Below are 24,113 nucleotides of genomic sequence, written 5' to 3' on the forward strand. Positions count from 1 at the left end.
GATGTCGTAAAATTAAGGCATTTCTTAAAAGAAGCCCTACTTAATTAAATTATTTACAATAATATAAAAGTGCTTCTTAATCTATTTCTGCCTTGCTCCCTAATAATAAAGAAGCACCATCGTTTGATGATTTGTATTATTCAAAATCACTATTTTAAGTCTGTAATTAATTCTATGAATCTTAAAAATATTGGAGCCATAATTATACTTGGTATAACAGACGCTTACCTCATTAGCCATCCCAACCTGATAGGTAAACTTGGCGTATTTATTTTCAAATACAGCATGATTAAGAACTTCCCGAGTGCCTTTATCACCGTTTTCATAACACTCGGAATATGTGTTGGAATCACTTATTTGATAGAAAAAAACAGAGCTAAAGCATGGTCTAAATATCTACTATGGGCTTGCACAGTCCTTTCTCTTTTTATTTTAGCACAGGTAATTTACAAATTCAGTAGCGGAGCATATGCCCGAACCGGAAAACCATTTGTTTGGGGTTTGATTTTATTACCAACGCTAATGCTTTACCTTTTTGGTACAGCATGGTTCACCTCAAAAGCAAAGAAAACCGATACAGTCCTAAAAGAGGAATTGTAAACAAAAAAAACACCTGCTGCAAGTGCAACAGGCGTTTTCGATTTCTAGTCTACTATCAATCTACATATAGTTTAGGTCGTTGTTTGGCTTTAGTTTTATAAGGTGTATCGCATCTAAAATCTTTATTATGGGGTACGTGGGGTCTAATTCATGCCATTTAATTCCAAAATTGGCTCTGCCGCCAAACTTGTGATGGTTGTTATGATAGCTTTCTCCCATCATCAAAACATCTACTGGTAAAAGGTTTCTGGCGGTGTCATTCACATCAAAGTTTCTATAGCCATATTTATGAGCATACCAGTTAATAATAACTCCGTGAACTGGTCCCATTAAAAAATGAATAGGAAGTAGTAGGAAGTACGCCCAGTGGTCTGCAAACTGAACATAAAACCAGATATAAAAAGCTCCCCAAGCCAAACGCATTATCCATGAATCGCCAAGTTTTTCCATAAATGCCCAGTGAGGTACATTCTTTTTAAACTTAGGCTCTATGCTGTCTTGTTTATGAAGAATAGTGTTATAATAGTTTTTGGTCTTCCACATCATGTCAAAAAGGTTTTTCGAAAATGAAGGAGAATGTGGGTCTTGAGCAGTATCTGCATGAGCATGATGTAGCCTGTGCATAACCCCGTAAGCATACGGACTAAGAAATGAAGAACCCTGAAAAATGAAGGTCAACACATAAAAAAGCTTCTCCATGAAAGGGCTCATGGTAAACATTTTATGAGCAGCGTATCTATGCAGAAAGAAGGTTTGTGCAAAAAGCGACAGATACCAGTGAGCTAAAAAGAAAGCGATTATTATCATTTGAAAATCTCAAGTGGAATGATTGAGATACAAAACTAGAAGACGATTAAGCTAAATAAAATGATATTAATCAGGTTGGTCAGAAAGGTTAAATATTTCTCTAAATAAAAATAAAAAAACTAAAGTAAAATCAGATAAAAAAAGAATGCATCCCAGATTGCCTTCTTCGTGAAACCTCAAATATCTCTTTGTTACTAAGTCTTACAAAGAGTTTATCATCACTTTGAAAGACCTTTTTGATATACTTCACATTAACCATGGAGCTTTTATGTACCCTATAAAACCCAAAAGAGGATAACCTTGCTTCTAAAGCTTTAAGGGTAGTAGCCACTATTTTAGAGTCACCGTTTTTAAATAGAAGCGTGGTATAATTAATGTCGGCTTTTAGAGCCAATAGTTCTTCAGGATAGGCAGACAGCCTTCCGCCTAAATGTATGCTTTTGTTAGTTTTCATTTTGTGGATTATCTATTTTTCACCAAAGACACTTGCAGCATCTTTTTCAGTTCATTTAACTCTTCACTTAAAACAGCGTACTTGTTTAATTCCATGGCATTGTTCTTAACTAAACCTTTCAAAGCTTCATTTTCTTCTTGCAATACTCTTGTTCTTTCCTCCAAAGCTTTAATGGCGGCAAATGCCACCCCATCAAAATCAGCAGAAGCTATAAGTGTGTCTGAACCAATGCTGCCATATATATCTTTACCAAAGTGATGATAAAAGTCCTGAGCCATTACTCCCCAGTGGCGGTATTTTGAAGGGTCTTGCGTTTTATAATTCCAAGTACCTACCCGCATTTGAGCTACAGCGTTTAGTACTTTATCGTTATTAGAAGGAATAAAGTTTTCTTTTAAGGTACTGTCTGAAGCTGTAGACCAGGAGTTATCTCCAGCAAGCATCTTTGCCCCTACCGTAGCAGTTCCATTGGTATAAAAATAATAGCCGTTTCTAAACCGAGTAATCATTCTGTTAGATACATTGGCACTATGATTACTTACGCCAATTGGCGAATCACCAATCATGAAGGTTCCTTCCTTATTATTGGTATCCATATTACCACCCATGCTTGTTGAATAAGAGCCTGATGCTTCACAATAACTACAAAAAGCCTTGGCATGTGTTCCCGAAGAAAGGGAGTTATAGCCAATGGCAATTGAGCCTCCACTGGTAGCCGTGGCATTTAAACCGAATGTATATGAATGAGACCCACTACTGGTAACATCATTCCCTATGGCGATGCTTTGATGCCCAGTAGCAGTGGCAGAATGACCTATAGCTATAGCTTTATGCCCATCCGCTAAGCAGGAATCACCAAGTGTTATACTTCCATAATCTTTAGCAAGAGAACCATTTCCTACCGAGAAGGAATTTCTTCCGCTACTATCGTACTGCATTTTAGCTCCTTGCGAAATAACAAACCTATTTAAGTAAGCATCATAAACCATTTTATTGCCATCCACTACATTTGCAGGCGATTTGTTAGGTATGCCTTCTATTTCTTGAACCACAATACCGTTTCCATAAACATCCAATTGAAATTCATTGGTACTGTCGCCATTTAAAGTTTGGCTTCCAGGTGTAATCAAAACAGATTGGGCAAAACAAGAAAAAGAGAATAAACTAATAGAAAGAAAAAGATAAATTTTTGACATGATTTTAAGGCTTTAATGTTGATATATTGGATTACTTTTTTGTGACGAATTTTTCTTTAATTTCAAGTCTATCATAAATAAGACTAAGCGTGGCGGCTTGTTTATCATTAAGTTCTTTCAGTTCTTTTTGTAAGGCTTCCCTCCAAATTCTTTCGGTATTCAGTTCTTCAAACAACTCCCTCGTACGCTCCTCCAAAGCTTTAATGGCTGCAAATGCCACCCCATCAAAATCAGCAGAAGCTATAAGTGTGTCTGAACCAACGGTTCCATATTTATCTTTACCGAAGTGATGATAAAAGTCTTGAGCCATCACTCCCCAGTGGCGGTATTTTGAAGGGTCTTGCGTTTTATAATTCCATGTACCTACCCGCATTTGAGCTACCGCGTCAAGCACTTCTTCACTGTTCGATGGGATGAAGTTTTCTTTTAAAGTACTGTCTGAAGCTGTAGACCAGGAATTATCTCCAGCTAGTAATTTCACCCCAATGGTATTAGCTGCATTTGTGTAGAAATAATAACCATTTCTAAACCTTGTAATCATTCTATTTGAAACATTAGCATAATGAGGAGTAGCCCCGTTTGGAGAATCCCCTATCATAAATGTTCCTTCTTTGTTATTTGTGCTCATAGAGTTTCCCAGTACAGAGGAATATGGACCGCTAGCATGGCAAGTGTTACAAAAACCTAATGCATATTTACCAGAAGCATATGAATTATAACCCAAGGCTACTGAGAAAGAATCACGAGCACTTACATAATTCCCTATGGCAGTCGCTCTATAACCCTCTGCTTTTGACGCAAAGCCCATAGCCATGCTACCAGTATTGGACGCCTCACTGTTATTACCATGAGCAAAAGAACTATTGCCGCTGGCCGTACCAAAAGTACTTGCAAATGAATAGGCACCAGAACTGGTAGATTGAAAGCCCAAAGCCATAGAACCGTATGCAGAACTTTTAGAATTAAAGCCTATGGCTGTAGAGAATTTGCCTAATGCCTGTGAAGTATAACCAATAGCAGTGGTATTCGTTGAATCGGCCACATTAAAAGCACCAATAGATACAGAATTATCAGAAAATGACTTATTTTCTAAGCCTATGGCAACACTTCTTATTCCAAAAGCTCTATTTCCATCCCCAAATGAAAAAGCATATTGACCCAAACTATCACTCATATTTTTGGTGCTATTACCTCCCAAAAAGGAGCCGTCATATAAGTCAAACTTTAATACATTTCCGCCCAGGTAACCTTCCGTATGGGCTTTTGGGTTTTCTTTTATAGTGGTCCATTGAAAATTAAAGCCACTCCCAACTTGACTATCGCCATCGGTTTTAAATCGTATCCTAAGCTCCTTATTAGGTATTATTAACTCATCCGACGGCAAAATAGAACCTGATAGCCTGTACAGAACTTCTCCAGTACTATAATCTTCAATGGTCATATAATCTCCTAAAGCATCAATGTCAAGCAAATCAAACTTAATTCTAAATCCGACAAAATTAGAAACTGTGCTTTCGATTTTATAGGAGCAGTCATATACAACAGAAGGCGTGTAAGATGCTGCACCGCTAGGGTCACTTAATATGCCATTTTCTGCAGTAGTAAAAAATTCTGCAGAACAACTCATTGAATAGGAAGAAAAATCCTCTTGATCGTTATCTTCATCATATTTAGGCTTCACTAAAAAACCTCCAGAGTTTACATCCAATTGATAAACGCCTTCTATATCTCCATTTATTGACTGCCCGTATGGGTCTAAGATAATGGACTGAGCTATAACTGAAGTGAAAGATAAAAGATAGAACACCAGTGTTTTTAATATTTTCATGACAACATATTTTGTTTCAACAAACTTCAAGTTTTAATCAAAGTCAAAACATACCGTAAAAGGGTATTTTTCTTCAGTATTGCCTCAGTCGTCATTTTTAGAGTATTTTTGATTTACCCTTTTACCTCTAATACCTCTCAAAAAGTATGTTATCACTTCTTACAAGACAGTCTAAATTGATAATGTATACCCTCTTTCTTGTGTCTATCCATTTTCATTGTAATGGGCAAAAAACAGAAGCCGAGTTAGAGAAATTTATAAGTAAAGCCCCGTTCTTTGATAGTAACAAGAAAGACTCACTTCTTATCTGGGCAGAAAATATTGGGCAAATCCCCAACATCCCGAGGGCAGAAGCTTATTCTCTAAGGTTAAGAGGTTTGCATGAAGAGTTTGAGGAAAAAATCCCGGAGGCTACAGATTATTTTTTACAGTTTCTGAGCAAAACCAAAAGCTATGGAAACTCAGATGACCAAATGTCGGCTATTGGCGATTTGGTTTATATATACATCACCACCAGACAATATGAGGCAGCCAAAGCCCTGTTAACAACCTTTATCAATAAGTCAAACATAGAGGATTTAAATCAAAAGAAGCTCTCTATTTTTTACAACAATTTGGGCATATGTTTTAATAACCTAGGGAAGATAGACAGTGCCGTCATAGTATATCAAAAGGCACTAGCGATAAAGGAAAAACTTCAAGACGAAAAAGGGGTGGCAAACCTCCGCATAAACATGAGTAAACTGCTCATTAAGCAAGATAGGTTTCACGAAGCTTATAAACTCACCAAAGCAAATTTAGATTTTCTCGACGAGGCTGAAAACAAACAAGATTTATGGTACAACCTGCTGAATATGGGAGGTATTCTAAATGGGCTAAATAGACATCTAGAAAGCGAAGAGTATCTTTTGGCAGCCTTAAAAGAAGCTGAAGAATCAGGTTCGGCCGATAAACAAAAAGAATCTCATTATGCTTTAGCTCTACTATATGATGAAACCAATAGACATAAAAAGGCTTTTCAGTCTTTAGTAAAAAGCGACGAATTTAACGCCAAGATTATAAACCAAAGTACGAACACCAAAATAGCAGAGCTTACAGAGAGTTATAATGCCAAACAGCGTGCATTAGAAAACAGCCTTCTTAGCACTGAGCTTAAAACCATAAAAACTAGACAAATAGCGTACTTGACAGGTATCTTAGCTTTAATACTTCTTAGCTCCTTTATAACATGGTTTTATTTAAAAAACAGACAAAAGAACAAATTGATAGCAGCTCAAAACAATAGTTTAATTCAGCTAAACACAGAGAAAAACACACTGATGTCTATTGTCACGCATGACCTTAGTAATCCATTTTCGGCCATAAAAATTTGGGCTCAGCGTATAGCCCTTTCCGAAAATTTGACAGAAGTGAAAACTTTAAGTGAAGAAATAAGTCAAACTGCGGTTAATGGACTTAAGAGTATCAAAAACATTCTCTTGATTGACAAAAACGAGATAAAGGATATTGAATTGACAGAAGTAAACCTCTCAGGTCTTTTAAGAACTTTGATAGGACAATTTCAGCCTATGGCCGCCGCCAAAAACATTGCAATAGAAGTAGAGGTAAAACAAAACCGAGAACAAATACTCACTGATGGTGAAATGCTTTATAGAGCTTTAGAAAACCTTCTTTCCAATGCTTTAAAATTCTCCTACGAAAAGTCAAAAATACTCCTGACTACTTTTGAAGAAAACAATATGTTATACTTTGAAATAGAAGATTTCGGCCAAGGTATACCAAAAGAAGAGCAACATAAGCTATTTAACAAGTACGGTCAAACAAGCGTAAAACCTACTCAAAAAGAAACCAGTAATGGCTTAGGATTATTTATAGTCAAAAGAATCTCGGAAGAGTTAGGTGGAACAATTAGTCTTAAGAGTACTGATGGAAAGGGTTCCACATTTACTTTAGCCATACCATTAGCATGATTAGAATAGCCATTTTAGACGACCATGAGCTTTTTCTGCAAGGGACTGAAAGCATTCTGAGTAAGCAGGAGGATATTATTATAGTCAATACGTTTTCTAATGGCGAAGCACTCTTAAATGAAATTGAAAACTTAGAAGTTGACCTCCTTCTATTAGATGTTCAGCTACCAGATATTTCAGCCGAAGACTTACTAAAATCAATTCGTTTGAAACAGCCTCATACGCCCATTCTGTATTTGACCATGTTACGTGGAAGCAGGATAATGAGAAGACTTGAGAAAGAAGATATTCAGGGATATATTCTGAAAGATGTGGCTGTAGAGCAACTCATAAGTGCAATAAAAAAAGTAGCTAATGGTGGCACATACTTCAGCCCAGACATATATTACTCCACCAAAACTGAGCAAACAAACACCGTCACAAATCACAAAGTAAGTCAAATTTTAAGTCCTAGAGAGTTAGAAATATTGAAACTTATATGCCAAGAAATGAGTAATGCCGAGATTGCAAAAAAGCTTTTCCTAAGCACAGGAACAGTAGATACGCACCGAAAAAACATCATTGTAAAGCTTGGCGTAAACAATACCGTAGGTATGGTAAAATTTGCCTTAATGAATGGCATTGGGTAGGCTTAATTAGGGTCAAATAAGCCTACCACTCCTGTAGGAGCCAAAAAGTATGCTCCGCTTTCTACTAAAATGCTTTTAGCCTGCACCGTGTTTGCTGGGTCTATCTCGCATCGTTGACCATTCGGAATTATGACCTTATCACACGCTCTTGGAAGTTCATTATTTGACCAGTTGTCTGAGTTATGCCAACTTTCATTTACATGACCCATAAAAGTTACGGTTTCTGCTGGTGCTGAACTACAATCCCAAACTTGATTTTTATAAAAAGGTAGTTTAAGTATTCTGCTGGCACACCCTCCGAATGTATAAGTTATATAGATGGTGTCTTTCCTAAAAGCAGACGCATTGGTTTTTAAAACATTATCTTCTGGTGTATAATCTCCGGGACTAACAAATACACCATTTTCTTTCACTAGTGCATTTGACAAATAAGGGGCTGCATCCGGGTGAAAACCTGCAAATAATGGGAAAACCTGAACACCACTTTCTAGTTGTACCGGGTTTTGGCTGTAAATAAGACCTTCATTATCAAACTGACTTAAATAGCCCGAAGAAGGGTCTTGCTGCAAAGTAAAAAAAATGGCACCCGCATTATAAAACTCTGGGGAATTTGCCTTGTTTAAGACTTCCATTTCCATATAACCAAGATTGACAATATTAGTGTTTGAGCTTCCTTGCATTGAAGTAGAATCTTCTATAATAACAGAAGAACACTCATCGTTTTGCAAGTTATTTTTATCATTAATTACCAAAGCTGTTGAAGTACTGGTGGCTCCAGCACCAATGATAAGCTCTGCCGATTTACTATTTTCTACAATCAAATCAGTAGTGCTCAATGCCTCCGTCAAAAGGCCATACTTATAATATCCTTTAATATTTAGAATTCCAGTATTACCAAGTTTAGAGCCACCTGAGAGCTTTAGCCCTTCCCTAATACCATTTAAATTCAGGTTTATAGTGCCTTCATTGTTCAAAGCAGATGTTGCCCCTGACATAGAAATAGCATAGACATCTTGAAGTGGAGTGGCTGTAGAGTCAAGATTTTCTATTAGGCCATTTTCCTTATTCACAAATTCCGCTTGATTTCCAATGACTATATTATGGGTATTAGAATATTTAAAGAGAAATTGCCCGAAATTATTAAAATTACCATTCCCTCCTACCGACAAACTCCCATAACTTAAACTGTTTGAATGAAGCATGCCCTTATTATTAAAAGTGCCTAATACAACTAAAAGTCCGGTAGAGGTAAAACTAGCATTCACCTCATTAGTAAAAGTGGAAGATGGAAACATAACAACAGAACCTTCAAAATTCATTTCACCCTTATTTTTAGAACCTACACCCCCTATCTGGGCAGCTCTTAAACCTCCGCCTCCTATATTTATAGTGCCAAAGTTGTTTACAGAAAAAGCTATTAAACCATCATCGTCATAAGTTCCAATGCTTATTTCTCCATGGTTTTCAAGAGAAGCATTCACTGAACTTTCAATCCCATTTCCTCCCACTTGCCCTATTTCCAGTATCCCATCATTTCCTATAATTAGTTGATTGTTTCCTTCCATTTTAAGGCCTGTATAAAGGCTATTGCTAATTTTAACTTTACTATTTATATAAAATTTAGCATCATTTTGCATGACAAGACCATCCGTAGGGGAATTGTTAATTTCAAACTCATAAATCGGTGTGGTGTCATAATTAAGTATGCCGTAATTATTTAAAATAAGCCCTCTAACCTCAACTCCACCTGTGGCCCAGACGCTATCATCTTGAATAACGGCTATGTCAGAAGACTGCGGTACACCTACAGGGCTCCAATTATTAGCATCACTCCATGATATTCCATTCCCATTCCCGTTCCAGGTCTTAACTTGAGCGTTAGAAATCATTGCACTCGTTATAAGTAGTAAGCAGAGGATATATTTAGTCATTTTGATTTAATTTAAAGGGTCAACTACTAAAATAGCCCCAGCACCAGTACTAAAGTTTTGTAAAATTTCAACGGAATAAGCCCTTGCTTTTGAATTAGCAGGAATCTTAAGTGGAGTTCCTAAATAAACGTTTGTACATCCATCTGGCACCACCTTGTCTACCCACGAAAGAGGCTCATGCCATTGAAAGTTCGTTGAAATTGCATTAGCACTAGTTGCTGTAGTGTATACTCCACCACAATCAGCATTTTGCCTAACTGGAATTCTAATGACTGTATTACAGCCTGAACCGTAGTTTACTGAGGTATATAAAGTATCAGCCAAGGCACCTACAGCATTTAAGGAAATAGAATTATCTATACTTGCAAAACCACCTGCCAAAGTGGATAGTGATGCGTCTGTGTACAAATTGCTATTTGAAACAGAAAAACCTGAATGAGCTCTCATAGCGTTTAATTCTTTGACAAGTACAGAAGGTTTACCATTTACTTTACCTGTCATTAAACCATCATTATTGAATAGGCTTCCTCCGCCAGCTTGCCCTTGTCTCATACCCTTTACATTTTCAAAAACACCATAGTTACTAACTCGTATATTGGCATTCACAGGGTCGGGGTGGCTAATAAAACCGTGATTTTCTGTTTTAATTTCGTACCCATTAGTAGACTTAATATAGCCGCAGGCCTCATTCATGGGTATGTAGTTATTACTCGTATTATCAAGATAAATCTCTCCTCCGTCTTTGTTCACAGCTCCTCCTGTTAGCCCAGTGGCACAGTTCGCTACTTCTATTTTACCAAAGTTTTGGATTGGAGAAGTTATGCCTATTGTGGCTCCGTCAATTTTTATAAGACCATAATTAATTGATGGACTGTAAACAAAGTGAACGCCCTCTGTCACATTCTGAACATCTATTATTCCTGAAACAGTATTGGTAAATGTATGACCTGGTGCTGCAGTAATGTTACTCAAAATGGTACTTGGAACATTGACTGCATTTAAATTTCCTGAATTTAATATTTGATTTGCTTTAATACCATGAGAGGTATTTACAAACTCTAGTTCGCCAGCATTATCTAGCTCTTCCACAGAAGATATATTTCCGCAAGCTTCCACCAGTATGTAACCCGTTGGCATATTGGTCAATTTATCAAAGCCTGAAAAAGCTTGCTGAGCGGCATTGTTAAATTCTATATCGCCACTGTTTATGATTTCACCAGCACCAAAGGCAGGCATACTTAAGCCAATTTGAGAATTGACCACGCTCAGGTTGCCCTCATTAATAAAATCAGTTTCTGTATAAATACCATAATCATCAGCATAACTGATTTGAATCGAGCCACCAGCTTTATTTTTTATGACCCCATTCGTTCCCTTTTGCTGGATGCCAGTTCCAACAACATAGCTAATATCAATGTTACCAGAGTTAATCAAGGAGTCATTGTCATTAAATTGAATACCATTATGCGGAGAGCTATTTATTTCAATAAGGCCTTCATTAATTAATTTATCTTCTACTCTTATAGCACCTTTGATAGTTGAAAAAGTATTTGGTTCTGTATCGTCTATTTGGATGGTACCACTTGGCAAATTATGAATGGGCGTTCCATTAATTTGACCGTAAGGAATATGAATCAGGCCCGAGTTTATAAGGTTATCTGCAACTATTTTATTGAAACCTAGCAGTTGTCCATTGTTGGTTAGGGTTCCACCAATAATCGATATGTTAGTTCCTGTAATAATACCAGTTGAAAAGTTTCGGAAGCTTTCTATAGTATTGAAATCTTCTCCGTTAAAATCTATGGTGCCATAGTTATGAAGTGTAGCTCCTAAAAAATAAAACGACGAATTCGATTTGTCATCAATATCAAGCTGTCCTCTATTAATAAACGTTCCAGTACTCTGAAACAGCCCTAATGCTGTGCCACCTTCCAAGGAGTCTAAGTCCATTATGCCATTAGTTTTATTTTCAAAAATGGCAGAGCATCCAAGCTGAATATGGTAAGATTGGGCATGGTCTATGGTAAGTGCACCATCATTTACAAAAGAGTCGCCTACAATAATTCCCGTCCCAACTCTCCTAATGGTAATACTGGAACCTTGCTTACTTTCAAAAGTAGTTGAAGCGAACGCAGCTTGAATTCCACTGCCAGTATCTTCAATGGTAATATCACCTTCATTCACAAAAGAGGCATTTGCATTCTCGTGAATCACTCCCACACCTCCAATACTACCAGAAGGAGTTTTTCTTAAATCCATGGAGCCTTTATTCTCAAACTGACCCGAGTTTCGAATATGAGCAGCCGCATCTTCTATAAAAATACGTCCGCCTCCCCCTTGTTCAAAAACACTTGTTTCTCCACTGTTATAAACCCCATAAACATCTGGTTTAAAAACCCGTATGGTTCCATCATTTTTAAATGAATCTGTATTATCAGTATTTAATATACCTTTTTCAAAAACACCCTGAATTTCTATTTCGCCACCATTACTAACTTTGGTACTTGTTGAAATACCAATTAAGGCCGGGGAGTTAATTTCAAGCTGACCAAGATTATTTAACTCTCCTCCTGTCAAAGTCATACCATTATGGCCTGCATTATTTAGGGTTATTTCTCCTTCTGACAGAATAACACCAAAACTAGACTCTATGCCATTCTCAGAAGGGTTTGATATATTAATCTCGCCATTATTGGTAATTGTTGCTGAATTAAGTATTCCGTCTATACCGCCTGATATATTAATATTGCCATTAACATTATTAAAAAAAACGGCCGTACCTGCATTTAGAAGTCCTGTTTGACTCTGACTATTTAACTCAATAATTCCATTATTTTGGAAAGCTCCTTGATTGGATATTCCTATAAAGTTTAAGTTACTTGTGGTCACTTCACCGAGGTTATTGGTAAAATTTCCATTGTTATTTATGGCTGCCCCTACGCAAGTTTCGATGTTTAATGTTGGATTACCACTTAAAGCGTCTAAAGTAAAGGCTCCCGATGAACCAATATTTAAGCAATTGCTTCCTGCGTTATCAATTTGAAAAAAGCCATCATCTTGTACATCAATGCTTCCATTATCAAGTTCAACCCCTAGAGAAGATGCATTTTCAATGCTTAGCACACCTAAAACTAAACATGACGCATTATCTTCTATTGTAAGACCATCTGAGATTGCGTTTTTCAAGCTAAGCTCTGACCCTTTACTAATTAAGAGACTAGTACTACTCACACCTGACATACTTATACTTCTCACCTCAGAACTTGAGCTAAAAACTACTTGTGCATTTGCTATTGCCACATCACAAACCGAGCATGGAAGCGTGTTAGTGTTCCAATTATCTGGATCTTCCCAATTAGTGCCATCACCTCCACCATCCCAAGTGATAGTTTGTGCAAAAACAGAAAGGGGAAATAATAAAATGAGAAGAAATAGTTTCATAGGTTCTGGCTAATTGAACCACAATCTATAAAGTCATCTATCCAATCACCAATTTTTTTGTAATGTTGGTAGGTTTTACTGTGTCGATGGCATATAATTCATATAAACTGCTTTAAAATCAGTTCCCTTCTTCTGGGTCAATCAAGCCAACAATGCCAGTTGGTGCTGAGAAATAAGCTCCGTTTTCTACTAAAATACTCTTAGCAGCTACTGTAGAAGATGGTGCTATTTCACACCTTTCACCGTTTGGGATAATGACATCGTCACATTTGCGTGGTACCTGATTAGCCGACCAATTTCCTGCAGTATGCCAGTCTTCTGAGATACTACCTGTAAAAGTTAAAACCGTAGGCGATGGACAATCTGAAAAAGTTATAAAAGGTATACTCAAAGAGCGAAGCTCACAACCTGAGCCATTAGGTCTATAATTAAAAAAGACGGAGTCTTTCCCTACCGCAAAAGCAGGAGGTGTCCAGCTGTTTGTATTTGTATTTATTTGACCAACAGGTGTAAGCAAACCATTACCATTTTGTACAAAAACGGTATTTCCAACGAGGTCTGCATTAGCGAAATTTGCCTTTCTTAAAAAAGGGCTAACAGTAAGACCACTTATAATAGGAGCCTCTAGTGGATGATACACTATGCCCGTATTAGTTATTTTATCAATTATACTATTAGGTGAATCTAAAGCCAAGGCAGAATCTGCTAAATAGATAGCCCCTGAATTGGTAAATGCGGCATTTGATTTTTTATAAAAACGCTCTAACTGCAAAAAGCCGTCGTTAGTCAAACTCATTCCTGAAACGCCTTTCAAGGCAAGCGAATCTTCGAGAATAAAATCTGCACAGGCGGCATTTGTCATTTGAACTTTACTATTAAACTCAAGAGCAACCGCATCTGTCAAAACACCTTTCCCTATCTCAAAATGAGCGGTATCTGCATTAATTAATCCGATAGTATTAGCACCATTAATGCCAAATGTTAAGCCCTTTCCGTAAAAATCACCTATGTAAAAGTCGCCAACATTCTCTATTATGGCTCTGTCACTCACCTTTATTCCTTCTCGTCGCCCCAAAATGCCTAAACTTATAAAACCATGATTGGTAAGCTTAGTATCCGAACCGTCTATTGTCATTATATATTTGTCAGGAACTGTACCTACCGCTGCACTCGTTAATAAAATCACCCCACTTTTTTCATTGAATAATTCATAAGAGTTATCCAACACCAAAGCATCGGTCTGACTAGGTCTTAATTTTATATCTCCCTCATTTGTCAAGGTATGATTTGTACTCAAACTAAGTCCAATGCCAGAGCTGTTCCTAGCATTTAGCTCACCTTGATTTAAGAAATCACAGCTAACATTGATAGTTCCACTTGCTCTTATTGTCGCTGAAGATGTATTGGTAAATGAGTTGCTACATTGAATAGAGACTCCTTCTGAGGTATATATATCACCCTCATTTACGCCATTAGCACCAGACACTATGACTGCAGCACCGCCAATATTTTCAATCTGAATTTCTCCTTTATTTGTGAAATCATTAAGCTCCAAACCATTACCAACCACATTCACAATAATAAGCTGCCCTTCGTTCATAAAATAATCTCCTGGTACTCCGTTAATTCCCGAGCTATTTGCATCATCTATATACAAAACGCCTTCCTGCCTAATAATTAATGAACCATTAGCTTGTAGGTCAATAGCGTTCAAGGCTGACTTTAGAATATTCATTTCAGAAGCAACGTATAATTTGGCAGAGCCGTCAATAATCACACCTTCACCCGCACTTTGTTCCACTGTAAAATTCTTATCCGACACTGTCAAAATAGCCCCTGGCTGAAGTTCTAACTGCCCAATAAGCACCTCATCCGAAACTACAACACTATCTCCAGCTATTTGAACTATATCCTTTTTCTCTGGAAGAACATCTGCTACCCAGTTCTGAGGGTCGCCCCATTTTAAACCATCACCGTCACCATCTGAGTCACCATCCCAAACAGCAACTTGGGCATGGCTAAAAAATGGAAAGAGTATTAAAATGAGGAGTGCTTTTTTCATGATTCTTGATTAAGGCTACATTACAGACAATTAAGGTATCAAATCTAGTGTCAGAAGACATGAAAACTTTGTGGTTGGTAGGATTTTCTGTGTGAATGGATTAGCCCAATCTGAGAAAACCAATTTAATTAGGTTTACAGCCAGCCTCTAACTCAGTTCTGAAAGTAGTTTGACTATCTGCCTCAAAAGGTGGAACCAACTCTATAGAATTTTCGGCACTTAAAAGTACGCCTCCGCCCGAAGGAACTGTACCAGAGGCGATTATTGACTCCGCGGCCTGATAAGTACCATGGTCAAAACCCGAAGCAATAGTCAAATCAGTCTCACACAGGCAATCCACAAGGAATGAATTTTGTAATTCGTAAGCCCCAAGGTCAATGGTTGAATCCGAGAGAAATTTAGCATTGTATATTCGGGGATTACCCGCATAGTCTGTCAACTTATTATTGAAAGCATTATTCCCTTTGTCTATACCTGGGGAACACCTTTTTAAGGTAAAATCCATTGAGCCTGGGGCTACAAAAAGCGGGTCTTCATCAATCACATCATTACTATAAATATACCCTCCTTTCACTATACTTTTTGAAACCGTAGTTTCAGAGGAATTAAAATCTGAAATCTCAGCATTATAAGTATTGCCCCACAAAATCGAATTATAAATAAAAGCCTCTGAATCACCCGAATTAGAAATAGTAGATGGAGGGTTAGCATTGATATTTGAAAAAGTACAACTTCTAATATAAGGCGAGGCGTTATGGTTTGCTATAGCACCACCAGGACCTTCATTGGCTATATTATCAACAAAAAGACAGTTTAATATTTCTACATTATCACTTAAGTTATAAATAGCTCCTCCTATATCTCTACCCCGATTGTCTTTAAAAAGGCTGTTTTCTATGCTTACTATGGCACTAGTTCCTATTCCTATGGCTCCACCTCCCGGCGTAACTATAGAGGGGTCGCCATCTAAATATATGGCCCAATTATCATTGAAAGTACAATTATTTACAGACGAAGAGCCTCTGAAAAAATAAATGGCACCTCCATAATTTTCAGTAATATTATTATCAAAATCACAATCATCTATAATCACCGTACCAAACTGAACATATATAGCTCCTCCATAATGACCAGGGTCTACATAGGCATAATCAAAAGATGAATAGTTATTTGTAAATGTGCAATTTTCAAAAGTAGTATTACCCAAAAGTGGATTAGGGCTTTCGCCAGTTGCTATAAGGATGGCTCCCCCCTTTTCTGACTCATTATCAGAAAAACTACAAGATTCTAGATTAATGCCAGAAGATGAAGTAAACAGTAAGGCCCCTGCACTTTTATCTGCTTTATTATCAACAAAATGACAATCATCTATATCTCCGAAAGAAGCAGTGAAAGCAATAGCTCCGCCTTCCCTACTAAGACCATTTTGATTTGGATTGGTAGCCTTATTCCGAAAAAAAGTTGTATTTGCGATAGATACATCAGAAAACGTGTAAAACATAGCTCCGCCTTTTTGCAAAGCCTCATTCTCGTTAAACTCGCAATTGCTAATAATTGGACTGGAATGGTCATTAAACATTCCTCCGCCTGAGTTAGCATAATTCTGGTTAATCTTACAATTTCGGATAGTAGGCGAAGCATATTTATTATATATACCTCCTCCATAAACATTGATATTGTTCCATCGGGCCCAACCTCTGAAAATCACAAAACCATCTAATACAGCACTTGAATTTAGGGGATTAGCTTCAGTATAATTATTCAGTACCACATGATAAGCGTTTCCGCTATAGTCGCCTAAATGGTCGTCTTGCTCTAGGTCTCCATGGAGAACAGTGGTATTTAAACCATAACTACGCTGGCCTAGACTTGTTTCATTGCCTAAGAAACCTCCATAAATCTTAACATTATTAAGCATTTTGAATGCTTCTGCTCTGTAATTATTGAGTCTGGTCACCCCTTCGTCAGGATAGTAATTCCCTTGTGCCACCCAAATTTCACCAGGGCAACCACATAATTCCAGGGTTCTAAGAGCATCTTGTAAATAAACATACGCATCGGACCAGGAGCTTCCATCGTCATTTCCCACCGCATTTGTATTCACGTATAAGCGTCCAGTTACATATTCATAGGCACCCATATCTAGCGTATCATAAAGCGTTCTTGCTCCTCCGCCATAGTCCAAATTACCTATAGAAACCGCATTAGTGCCTGCATTATAAACTGGGGTACATAATTTTAAGGTATAATCATGATTAGCGGCATCAGTAAATAGTGGATCGGCATTAATATTTCCATTTCCTGTGTACCCTCCTTCAATATTTGAATAGGTAACATTATAGATATTAGCAGGGGAACCCGTTTTATTCACTAGCTCAGTGCCATTATTCCACAAAATAGAATTCTTGATAATTATTTGAGAGTCTCCGCTTAAAATACTTTCGGTATTACTCTGACCTACATAGGTATTGTCCGCTATAGTGCTGTTAATTATGGTAACAATGCTGCTTTCATTATTCATTACATTACCGCCAAACGAGGCTGAATTCTCATAAAAAATGCAATTTTCAAAAACGGGACGGCTTTCAATATTTTCTACAGCCCCACCTATTGCAGCTGCATTATTTCTAAAAAGACAATACTGGATTTTTGGAGAGCTCCAATTATTATAAATAGCTCCTCCATCATGAGGGTAGCCATTGCTATTCTCTATAATAAAACCATTTAAAACGGCAGAATTGGTCAACTGAGTAGCTTTGATATAGTCATTCTTTATAATTTGATAGGTTTTATCTGTTCCATCTTGGTTAATATCTCCACTTAAAATTGTGGGATAAGTTGTCCAGTTTCTTGTTACAGAGGAAACACTTCCCCCTGCCATAAAACCTCCATTAATGATGACATTATTCAACATATAAAAAGAAGCACTTCGGTCGCCGTCCGTGTATTTCCCACCATCATCATCGTCAGGATAATAGGTGCCTTGAGCTACTCTTATTTCAATATTTCCTGTCAAACTTGAAGCCTCCGTCAGGGCATCTTGTAAATATCTATATGCTACAGACCAAGACCTCCCATTGCCTCCTTTAGCAGCGGAAGCATCTACATAAATTATAAACCCTCCTCTATTTTCATTTGACGCAAATGCGACAAGGTTAGAGACAAAGAGTAAGAATAAAAGACTTAGATATTTCATTTTAATCCAAATTTACTAATGACTAAAAACATCATATTCTAGAAACCATACAGTATAAAATAGTACTAGAACCTTTAAGTTAATGCAAAAGCTAAACACCAATACTTCTAATATAGGCAGTAAGACTAACACATTAAATTATTGACGAGTCAAAGTTCCTGTAGCTCTATTCTCAGGAAATGCCTCTTCAAACCATACTACCTTTATACTGTTCTCATTTAAAGATGTTACTTCAAAGGTTCCATCACCACAGGTAGTGTTAGTTTCATTGATAATTTGGTCAATCTGGTAAAAGTCACCAGACATTGAAAATGTGGAAAGCTTAAATGAACAAGCTAAAGCTATGCAGTTAAACTGACTAGGGTCGCAAACAGAAATATCACCTGATGTAAATGTTCCTGTACCGGTTTGACCATTAAGCGTAGTATTGTTTATAGAGAAACCAACTAACAACTCACCAAATTCAGGCTGAACGATAGTTCCTGACCAACTACCAGTAATATTAGATTCTTTGGTAGGTTCGTCCGAACTTGAGCAAGATGAAAGGTAAAAAAACGGTATTAAAAGAGTGAAAGAGATGATTCTTACCATTATGAGCTTATGTTTTGAATGAATTTCGAAAAAATTTGTTTAAAACTCCATTCAATTTAAATAAGCTGCACTTCTAACGCTATAACTGGGATAGTTTTCTATTTTACGGTCTGAGTGGTTCATTAAACACCTCATAAAATGCCACCTTCTTAGCTCGGCTTATTGGCAACTTTTTACCAGAGGTCAAAACAAGGTGAGAGTTTCTAGATTTGGTAACTTCTTTTATCTTAGACAAATTCACCAAATATTGATGGTGCGTTCTGTAAAATTGCTCTCCCGAAAGCTTCAGTTCTAATTCCTTTAAGAGACGGTTTACAGACCGCTGAGTTCCGTCTGTTTTATGAATAATACTTAAACTACTTTCCGAAGAAATATAGAGAATATCATTCAATGGGATTCTAAGAATTCCATTCTTTTCTTCAATTAACAAGTCTTGCTGCCTTGCGGCTAATGCCCCTCGCCTACTTATCAATTTTTCCAGCAGCGACTTCAATTCTTTGGTACTAACAGGCTTCATTAAATAACCTGAGGCTTGGTGTTTAAAAGCTTTTAGGGCATATTCATCATGAGCTGTGGTGAAAATAACATCTGTCACTTTAAGATCTAGGGCAGGAAAAAGTTCAAAACTCTCTTTCCCTGGCATTTTAATATCTAAAAAAAGAAAATCGGGTTTAAACTCTATTAAAAGCTCCTCTGCCTCATCCACAGAATTAGCAAAACCCAAAATCTCAATCGGAAGCTTAGTCCAACCCAACTGAGCAGAAAGCGTACGAATAGCGTGCTGCTCATCATCTACAAGTATGGCTGTATACTTCATGCTTTTATTTACTCAAAAAATGGCACCTTAATTTTCACCAAAACCCCTTTATCGTCTTCCCTATTATTGATATCAAAGGAGATTTTCTTTTGATACAATTTAAACAAAAGCTCTATTTTTTCCTGAATATTCTTCAACCCATAAGATTTATCTTTGCCTATTTCCCCTGCTTTCAGACCGCTGCCATTATCTCTTATTTCTATGACCACTTCGTCAGCAGTATTTCCGCTCACTTCAAGCTCTATCAAACCCTTATTTTTTAGCGACATCACACCATGCCAAACAGCATTTTCCAGAAGGGGCTGAAGCATCATTCCTGGTATCTTTCTGTCTAAAAGTTTTCCGTTTTGAGGTCTTATGATTTTATATTTAAACTTATCCTCAAACCTTAAAGATTCCAGCGACAGATAATCCTCACAAAATTGTAGTTCTTGCTCCAAAGTGTTGAATGTCTTATCTGAATTCCGAAGAATATTTCGCATCATTCTCGCATAAAGTGCTAGATACTCTGAGGCTTCTTCTGGCTTTTTTGAAATGATAAAATCATTGATAGAATTTAGCGAATTAAACAAATAATGGGGATTCATTTGGAGCTGTAAGGAGCTCAATTGAGATTGCATCAATTGTGACTTATTCCGCTCATTTTCAGTTGTCAATTTTTCTAGATTAAGTTTTTGTTGACTTGCTATCAGTTTGTCTTGAAGCAATTCATTCACCTCTTTCTCCAAAATTTCTTTTTCTTGCAATTGCTCTATCAGCTTCTCTCTTAAGGCTACATTCTCTTTTTCTTTTCTAAGACTTCCATAATTTATACCCATCAGAAATATAAGGCTTTCAATCACATAACTTATCTCCAAAAAGCTAAAATGCAAGAAGCCACTTGGCTGCGTATAAAAGAAATCTCTTGCCTTAGGAATACCCATTACAAATACATTAGTTATTTCATTTAAAACGGCAAAACCAATAACCAAACTACCAACAATTAGAAACCACTTTAGTTTATCTTTAAATTTAAAAATGATGTAAAAAGTGATGTATGTAGAAAGTACCGTAAGAACCAGATAAACCTTATAGAAATACTTAAAAATAAACTCTTGGTCGCCACCCGATAAAATGAGGTAAAGTGCATGAGAAGAGGTTAATAGAATAATCAAAACTTGAAAAACCCTACTTACTTTAAACAGCCATTTATCCTTCCTTTTGATATCTAAAAAGGCAATTCCAAATTCGGTATAGACCGCATAAACGAACCCCTGCGGAATTATGTTTAAAGCTCCGTATTTATTTAAATCATTGGGCAGTAAAAAGTGCCATTGCAGGTACTCGTCTGTAAAAAGAAACAAAAAGAGCAAAATGGAGAATATGTAGCAGCCATACACCCCATAAATCCTATTCCTGAGCACCACAAAATGATAAAGAGAAAAAATCAACAGCAACGATAACAGTAAAATGCAAATGAGATTAACCGTACGTGCATTTTCGTTTTGTAAATAATAAAGTGAAACCGCATCTTCAATATCACTTCCTAAAATCAATTTCGGTGTTACTGTGAAGTACTTCCCGTCGTATTGAGACATTTTCACCAAAAAATCATTCTCTCCTTTTTTTAAACTTACGGGAATTAAATACCTCGCAAAAGGAGATTCTAATGCTGTTTTTGGAGTAAACTTCCCTGCTTTTAAAGTATCCGACTTAGTAAAAACATCTATGTATTCGCTGTCGCCAACATATAAAAGTCCCTTTTGCTCATTGTCGCTTGGTACTTTAAGTTTAAAAGTGACCGAGTCTTTATGTGTGGGAGGAAGTGCTTCTTTGGTAGCTTCAAAGGTATTCTTAAAAACCTCCTTCAAACAGTCCTCACAGATTTCTATAGGTAGAAGCTGCTGAGCCTGCCCTCCCATTGAACCCAAAAAAGCCAAAGCACAAAAGCAATATGTAAGTATGGTTTTATACACTTGCTATAAATGTATCAATATCACCTAACATCTTCAACGCTTAAAGAATAACCTGCCACCGAAACCCAATTTCTGGGCCTAGTTTTTTATTTAACGTACTCCCAAAGCTTCAATTAATTGAGTTTTACTAATTTCTATTTTACCTTCGCCACATGAAATTGAATCTGGATATAAAAGGAGCGAGTAGCCAAGAGTGGTTAGATGCCGTCATGGCTGATTTTAATAGTTTTTTACAAGACCATGCCGACTGTGAGCGTAAGGCTTCTGCTATGAACATGAGTTTTGTGGCTAAATATCCTAACAGAACAGAGATACTTCCGGAACTCATAGCCACGGGAATAGAAGAACTGCAGCATTTTGAGGCAGTTTATAAATTAATGGAAGCTAGAGGCGTACAGCTGCAGCACAGCATAGCTGATGACCAATATATTAAGGCTCTCATGAAACTTAGATATAGCGATATAGAAGGACGCTTTTTAGATGGCCTTCTTATTGCCTCTGTGTTTGAAACTCGCGGTGGCGAACGCTTTAAAATGGTGGCAGATGCTCACCCAGACCCTGAAATAGCCAAATTCTATAAAACCCTTTGGGTATCTGAAGCCAAACACGGACATAATTTTGTCAAAATGGCTCTTAATTATTTCCCAGAAGAAAAGGTTTACAGCCGACTGTCTTATTGGGTTGACCAAGAATGTGAAGTGGTCAAAAACTTACCTATAAGAGCTGCTTTGCATTGATTTTAAATCATTCTTCCAGCCTCCTTATCTACCCAAATCAGTCCATTTTTATGTAATTGAAAAACGGTGGAGGGCATTTTTGATGACGGCTCGTCATTTACCGTGTTTTTCAGAATTTTAGCTTTCTTATTTCCAGAGGCCATCAACATTGCGGTTTTGGCTTCCAACAAATGTTTTAGACCTACTGTAATTCCTTTTGACAAAGACGTTTCCGAGTCAAAATACTTTTGACCTACGTCAATCGTCATTTGAGCCAAATCTGTCACGTGACAATAGTTATCAAAACCATAGCCAGGTTCGTTAAGACCAATGTGTCCGTTTAGGCCTATTCCTACTATAATAAAATCTAAACCTCCTCTGTCTAAAATAAGCTTATCCACTCGCTTACATTCAGTGGCTAAGTCGGAACTTAAAGAGTCAAAAAACGTATAATTTTCTTCGGAAATGTTCAGCGGTTTCAGAAGATTCTCTTCCACTATATACCTACAGCTACCTTCACTTTCTGGCCCTACTCCTACCCATTCGTCTAGCCCAATTATCATGGATTCAGAGAAATCTACAGACACTCCCATTTCAGAAATCAATTGATAAGCTCTTTTAGGCGTATCACCTGAAGTAAGCACCATCGTAGCATCTGGTTTATCTTTTACCAACTGGATAATATAATTAGCGACAGCCAATGAAAGCTCTTCCGAGTCTTTATGTTTTTTGATTTTCATAATTATCAATTTCTCTAATGGTCAAAAGTGCTTCGTTTAAATCGTAAGGTTTTTTCTGGTTCAATACTTCCTCAAAATACCAAGTTACTCCTTCTGAAATAGGTACATCATTTACACCATATTCATCACGTAAAAAATGGAGGTATTTCATCAACTGGAAGGCATCAAAAAACTGAAAGAAACGCTTTTCAAAAGCATCTAAAGAAGCTACATTTTCTTTAATCAACGCTATTTTCTCTTTGGCATTGATTGACACTAAATAAGCTATTAATCCTTCGTGGAAACCTGAAAAATCAACATCGGATTCATAGAAACTAACCTTTCTTTCTAAAAAAGGTTTGAGTATTAAAAAGGCCTCTGGATTATATGTCTGCCATTCAAAACCCTCTTCCTCATATTTGAGCATAGCTCTTCCTGTACCAAAAGGCACTCTTTCTGAAATTCTACCCGAAGGATAAACCGTGGTAGCATGAATATTACCACATTCTCCATCTTTTATAAACTTATGCATAAAGTAGAAATCCTCTCCAGCCTTCCGTTTATTCATTCCTCCTTTGGCAGTATAAACATCCGACATTACCGCCATGCTAGAGCCCACCGTATGAATAGCAAAAGGAAGATTAAGATAACGCTGCATTAAAATGTAATACCTCAAATGCAACTCATACTCTATAATATCTCGCTGCTTTTCGGCATCATAAATCTTATGTTCAAAATGAATAGCCGCCGCATTAAAGGTCGAATGCTCAAAAAAGGCACTTATCGCCTGAAAGTAGTTTTCTTTTACTTCGCAGTCGGCATCAAGATAAACTATGACACCATTTATATTTTTTGATGTAAAATCTGCAGCTGCCTTATCTCCTAAAACTTTACGGGCCAAACCTACGCCCGCATGCTTTTTGGGCAAGTCTAAATCTTTAAGAACCTGAAAGTTTATACCTCCATTATAAGACTGAATCCACTTTTCAACTTCACTATACGATGCTTTATTTAGGGCTTGTACCTCCTCGGAATCTTTTGAACTACCATTGACCAGAATTAAGACTTCCAAATCTAAATCCCCGACATCAGATGCCGCCAAAGAACCTAGTGTGGCGGTGATAGCAGGCTCACCAAAAGCAGGAATACAAACTTTGATTTGGTACGGATTCTTTTTCCCCATAAAACACTAAATAAATTA

17 protein-coding genes are annotated in these 24,113 nt (G+C 37.1%); 4 read left to right on the forward strand and 13 right to left on the reverse strand.

What is annotated here, in order from left to right:
• Nucleotides 1–174: 174 nt before the first annotated feature.
• On the forward strand, nt 175–600 hold the full coding sequence (locus tag AC0L6O_RS17430; protein WP_473304161.1) for a hypothetical protein: 426 nt from the start codon (nt 175–177) through the stop codon (nt 598–600).
• A 60-nt stretch (nt 601–660) separates the two neighbouring features.
• Here the strand turns inward: AC0L6O_RS17430 and AC0L6O_RS17435 are convergent, their stop codons facing one another.
• From AC0L6O_RS17435 to AC0L6O_RS17450, 4 genes are all read right to left on the reverse strand, one after another.
• Nucleotides 661–1,407, reverse strand: a complete 747-nt coding sequence (locus AC0L6O_RS17435; RefSeq protein ID WP_473304163.1) for an acyl-CoA desaturase — start codon at nt 1,405–1,407, stop codon at nt 661–663.
• A 130-nt stretch (nt 1,408–1,537) separates the two neighbouring features.
• Nucleotides 1,538–1,861 (reverse strand): LytR/AlgR family response regulator transcription factor, encoded by a 324-nt coding sequence (locus AC0L6O_RS17440; protein ID WP_473304164.1) that lies wholly within the window; start codon nt 1,859–1,861, stop codon nt 1,538–1,540.
• 8 nt (nt 1,862–1,869) lie between these two features.
• Nucleotides 1,870–3,057 (reverse strand): tail fiber domain-containing protein, encoded by a 1,188-nt coding sequence (locus AC0L6O_RS17445; protein WP_473304165.1) that lies wholly within the window; start codon nt 3,055–3,057, stop codon nt 1,870–1,872.
• A 31-nt stretch (nt 3,058–3,088) separates the two neighbouring features.
• Complete coding sequence (locus AC0L6O_RS17450) at nt 3,089–4,885, reverse strand: tail fiber domain-containing protein (protein ID WP_473304167.1); 1,797 nt, start codon at nt 4,883–4,885, stop codon at nt 3,089–3,091.
• A 146-nt stretch (nt 4,886–5,031) separates the two neighbouring features.
• Here AC0L6O_RS17450 and AC0L6O_RS17455 point away from each other — a divergent pair, with 146 nt between their 5' ends.
• Nucleotides 5,032–6,855 (forward strand): ATP-binding protein, encoded by a 1,824-nt coding sequence (locus tag AC0L6O_RS17455; protein WP_473304169.1) that lies wholly within the window; start codon nt 5,032–5,034, stop codon nt 6,853–6,855.
• Nucleotides 6,852–7,484 carry a response regulator transcription factor gene (locus AC0L6O_RS17460; protein WP_473304171.1) on the forward strand — a complete coding sequence of 211 codons (633 nt, stop codon included), beginning with the start codon at nt 6,852–6,854 and terminating at the stop codon, nt 7,482–7,484. The genes AC0L6O_RS17455 and AC0L6O_RS17460 overlap by 4 nt, the downstream gene beginning before the upstream one ends.
• A gap of 2 nt (nt 7,485–7,486) precedes the next feature.
• Here AC0L6O_RS17460 and AC0L6O_RS17465 read toward each other — a convergent pair whose 3' ends face one another.
• The 7 genes from AC0L6O_RS17465 to AC0L6O_RS17495 form a co-directional block, all read right to left on the reverse strand.
• Entirely contained in the window at nt 7,487–9,415 is a 1,929-nt protein-coding gene (locus AC0L6O_RS17465; RefSeq protein ID WP_473304172.1) for an autotransporter outer membrane beta-barrel domain-containing protein, read from the reverse strand.
• A gap of 6 nt (nt 9,416–9,421) precedes the next feature.
• On the reverse strand, nt 9,422–12,856 hold the full coding sequence (locus AC0L6O_RS17470) for a hypothetical protein (RefSeq protein WP_473304173.1): 3,435 nt from the start codon (nt 12,854–12,856) through the stop codon (nt 9,422–9,424).
• Between the two features lie 118 nt (nt 12,857–12,974).
• The gene (locus AC0L6O_RS17475) at nt 12,975–14,918 is read right to left on the reverse strand and encodes a hypothetical protein (RefSeq protein ID WP_473304175.1); all 1,944 of its coding nucleotides are present in this window, start codon (nt 14,916–14,918) and stop codon (nt 12,975–12,977) included.
• Nucleotides 14,919–15,042: 124 nt separating this feature from the next.
• Nucleotides 15,043–18,114 carry a choice-of-anchor Q domain-containing protein gene (locus tag AC0L6O_RS17480; protein WP_473304176.1) on the reverse strand — a complete coding sequence of 1,024 codons (3,072 nt, stop codon included), beginning with the start codon at nt 18,112–18,114 and terminating at the stop codon, nt 15,043–15,045.
• 138 nt (nt 18,115–18,252) lie between these two features.
• On the reverse strand, nt 18,253–18,705 hold the full coding sequence (locus AC0L6O_RS17485) for a hypothetical protein (protein ID WP_473304177.1): 453 nt from the start codon (nt 18,703–18,705) through the stop codon (nt 18,253–18,255).
• 103 nt (nt 18,706–18,808) lie between these two features.
• Nucleotides 18,809–19,522, reverse strand: coding sequence for a LytR/AlgR family response regulator transcription factor (locus AC0L6O_RS17490; RefSeq protein ID WP_473304178.1), 714 nt, complete (start codon nt 19,520–19,522; stop codon nt 18,809–18,811).
• 8 nt (nt 19,523–19,530) lie between these two features.
• Nucleotides 19,531–21,477: a sensor histidine kinase gene (locus AC0L6O_RS17495; RefSeq protein WP_473304179.1), complete on the reverse strand. Its 1,947-nt coding sequence runs from the start codon at nt 21,475–21,477 to the stop codon at nt 19,531–19,533.
• 152 nt (nt 21,478–21,629) lie between these two features.
• Between AC0L6O_RS17495 and AC0L6O_RS17500 the strand changes: the two genes are divergently transcribed.
• Nucleotides 21,630–22,214 carry a MiaE family protein gene (locus tag AC0L6O_RS17500; RefSeq protein WP_473304180.1) on the forward strand — a complete coding sequence of 195 codons (585 nt, stop codon included), beginning with the start codon at nt 21,630–21,632 and terminating at the stop codon, nt 22,212–22,214.
• 2 nt (nt 22,215–22,216) lie between these two features.
• Here the strand turns inward: AC0L6O_RS17500 and AC0L6O_RS17505 are convergent, their stop codons facing one another.
• Nucleotides 22,217–22,933 (reverse strand): glucosamine-6-phosphate deaminase, encoded by a 717-nt coding sequence (locus tag AC0L6O_RS17505; RefSeq protein ID WP_473304181.1) that lies wholly within the window; start codon nt 22,931–22,933, stop codon nt 22,217–22,219.
• Entirely contained in the window at nt 22,914–24,095 is a 1,182-nt protein-coding gene (locus AC0L6O_RS17510) for a glycosyltransferase family 2 protein (protein ID WP_473304182.1), read from the reverse strand. Before AC0L6O_RS17510 ends, AC0L6O_RS17505 begins: the two co-directional genes overlap by 20 nt.
• Between the last annotated feature and the right edge of the window lie 18 nt (nt 24,096–24,113).

The organism is Arcticibacterium sp. GJ41-1 (assembly GCF_055808875.1).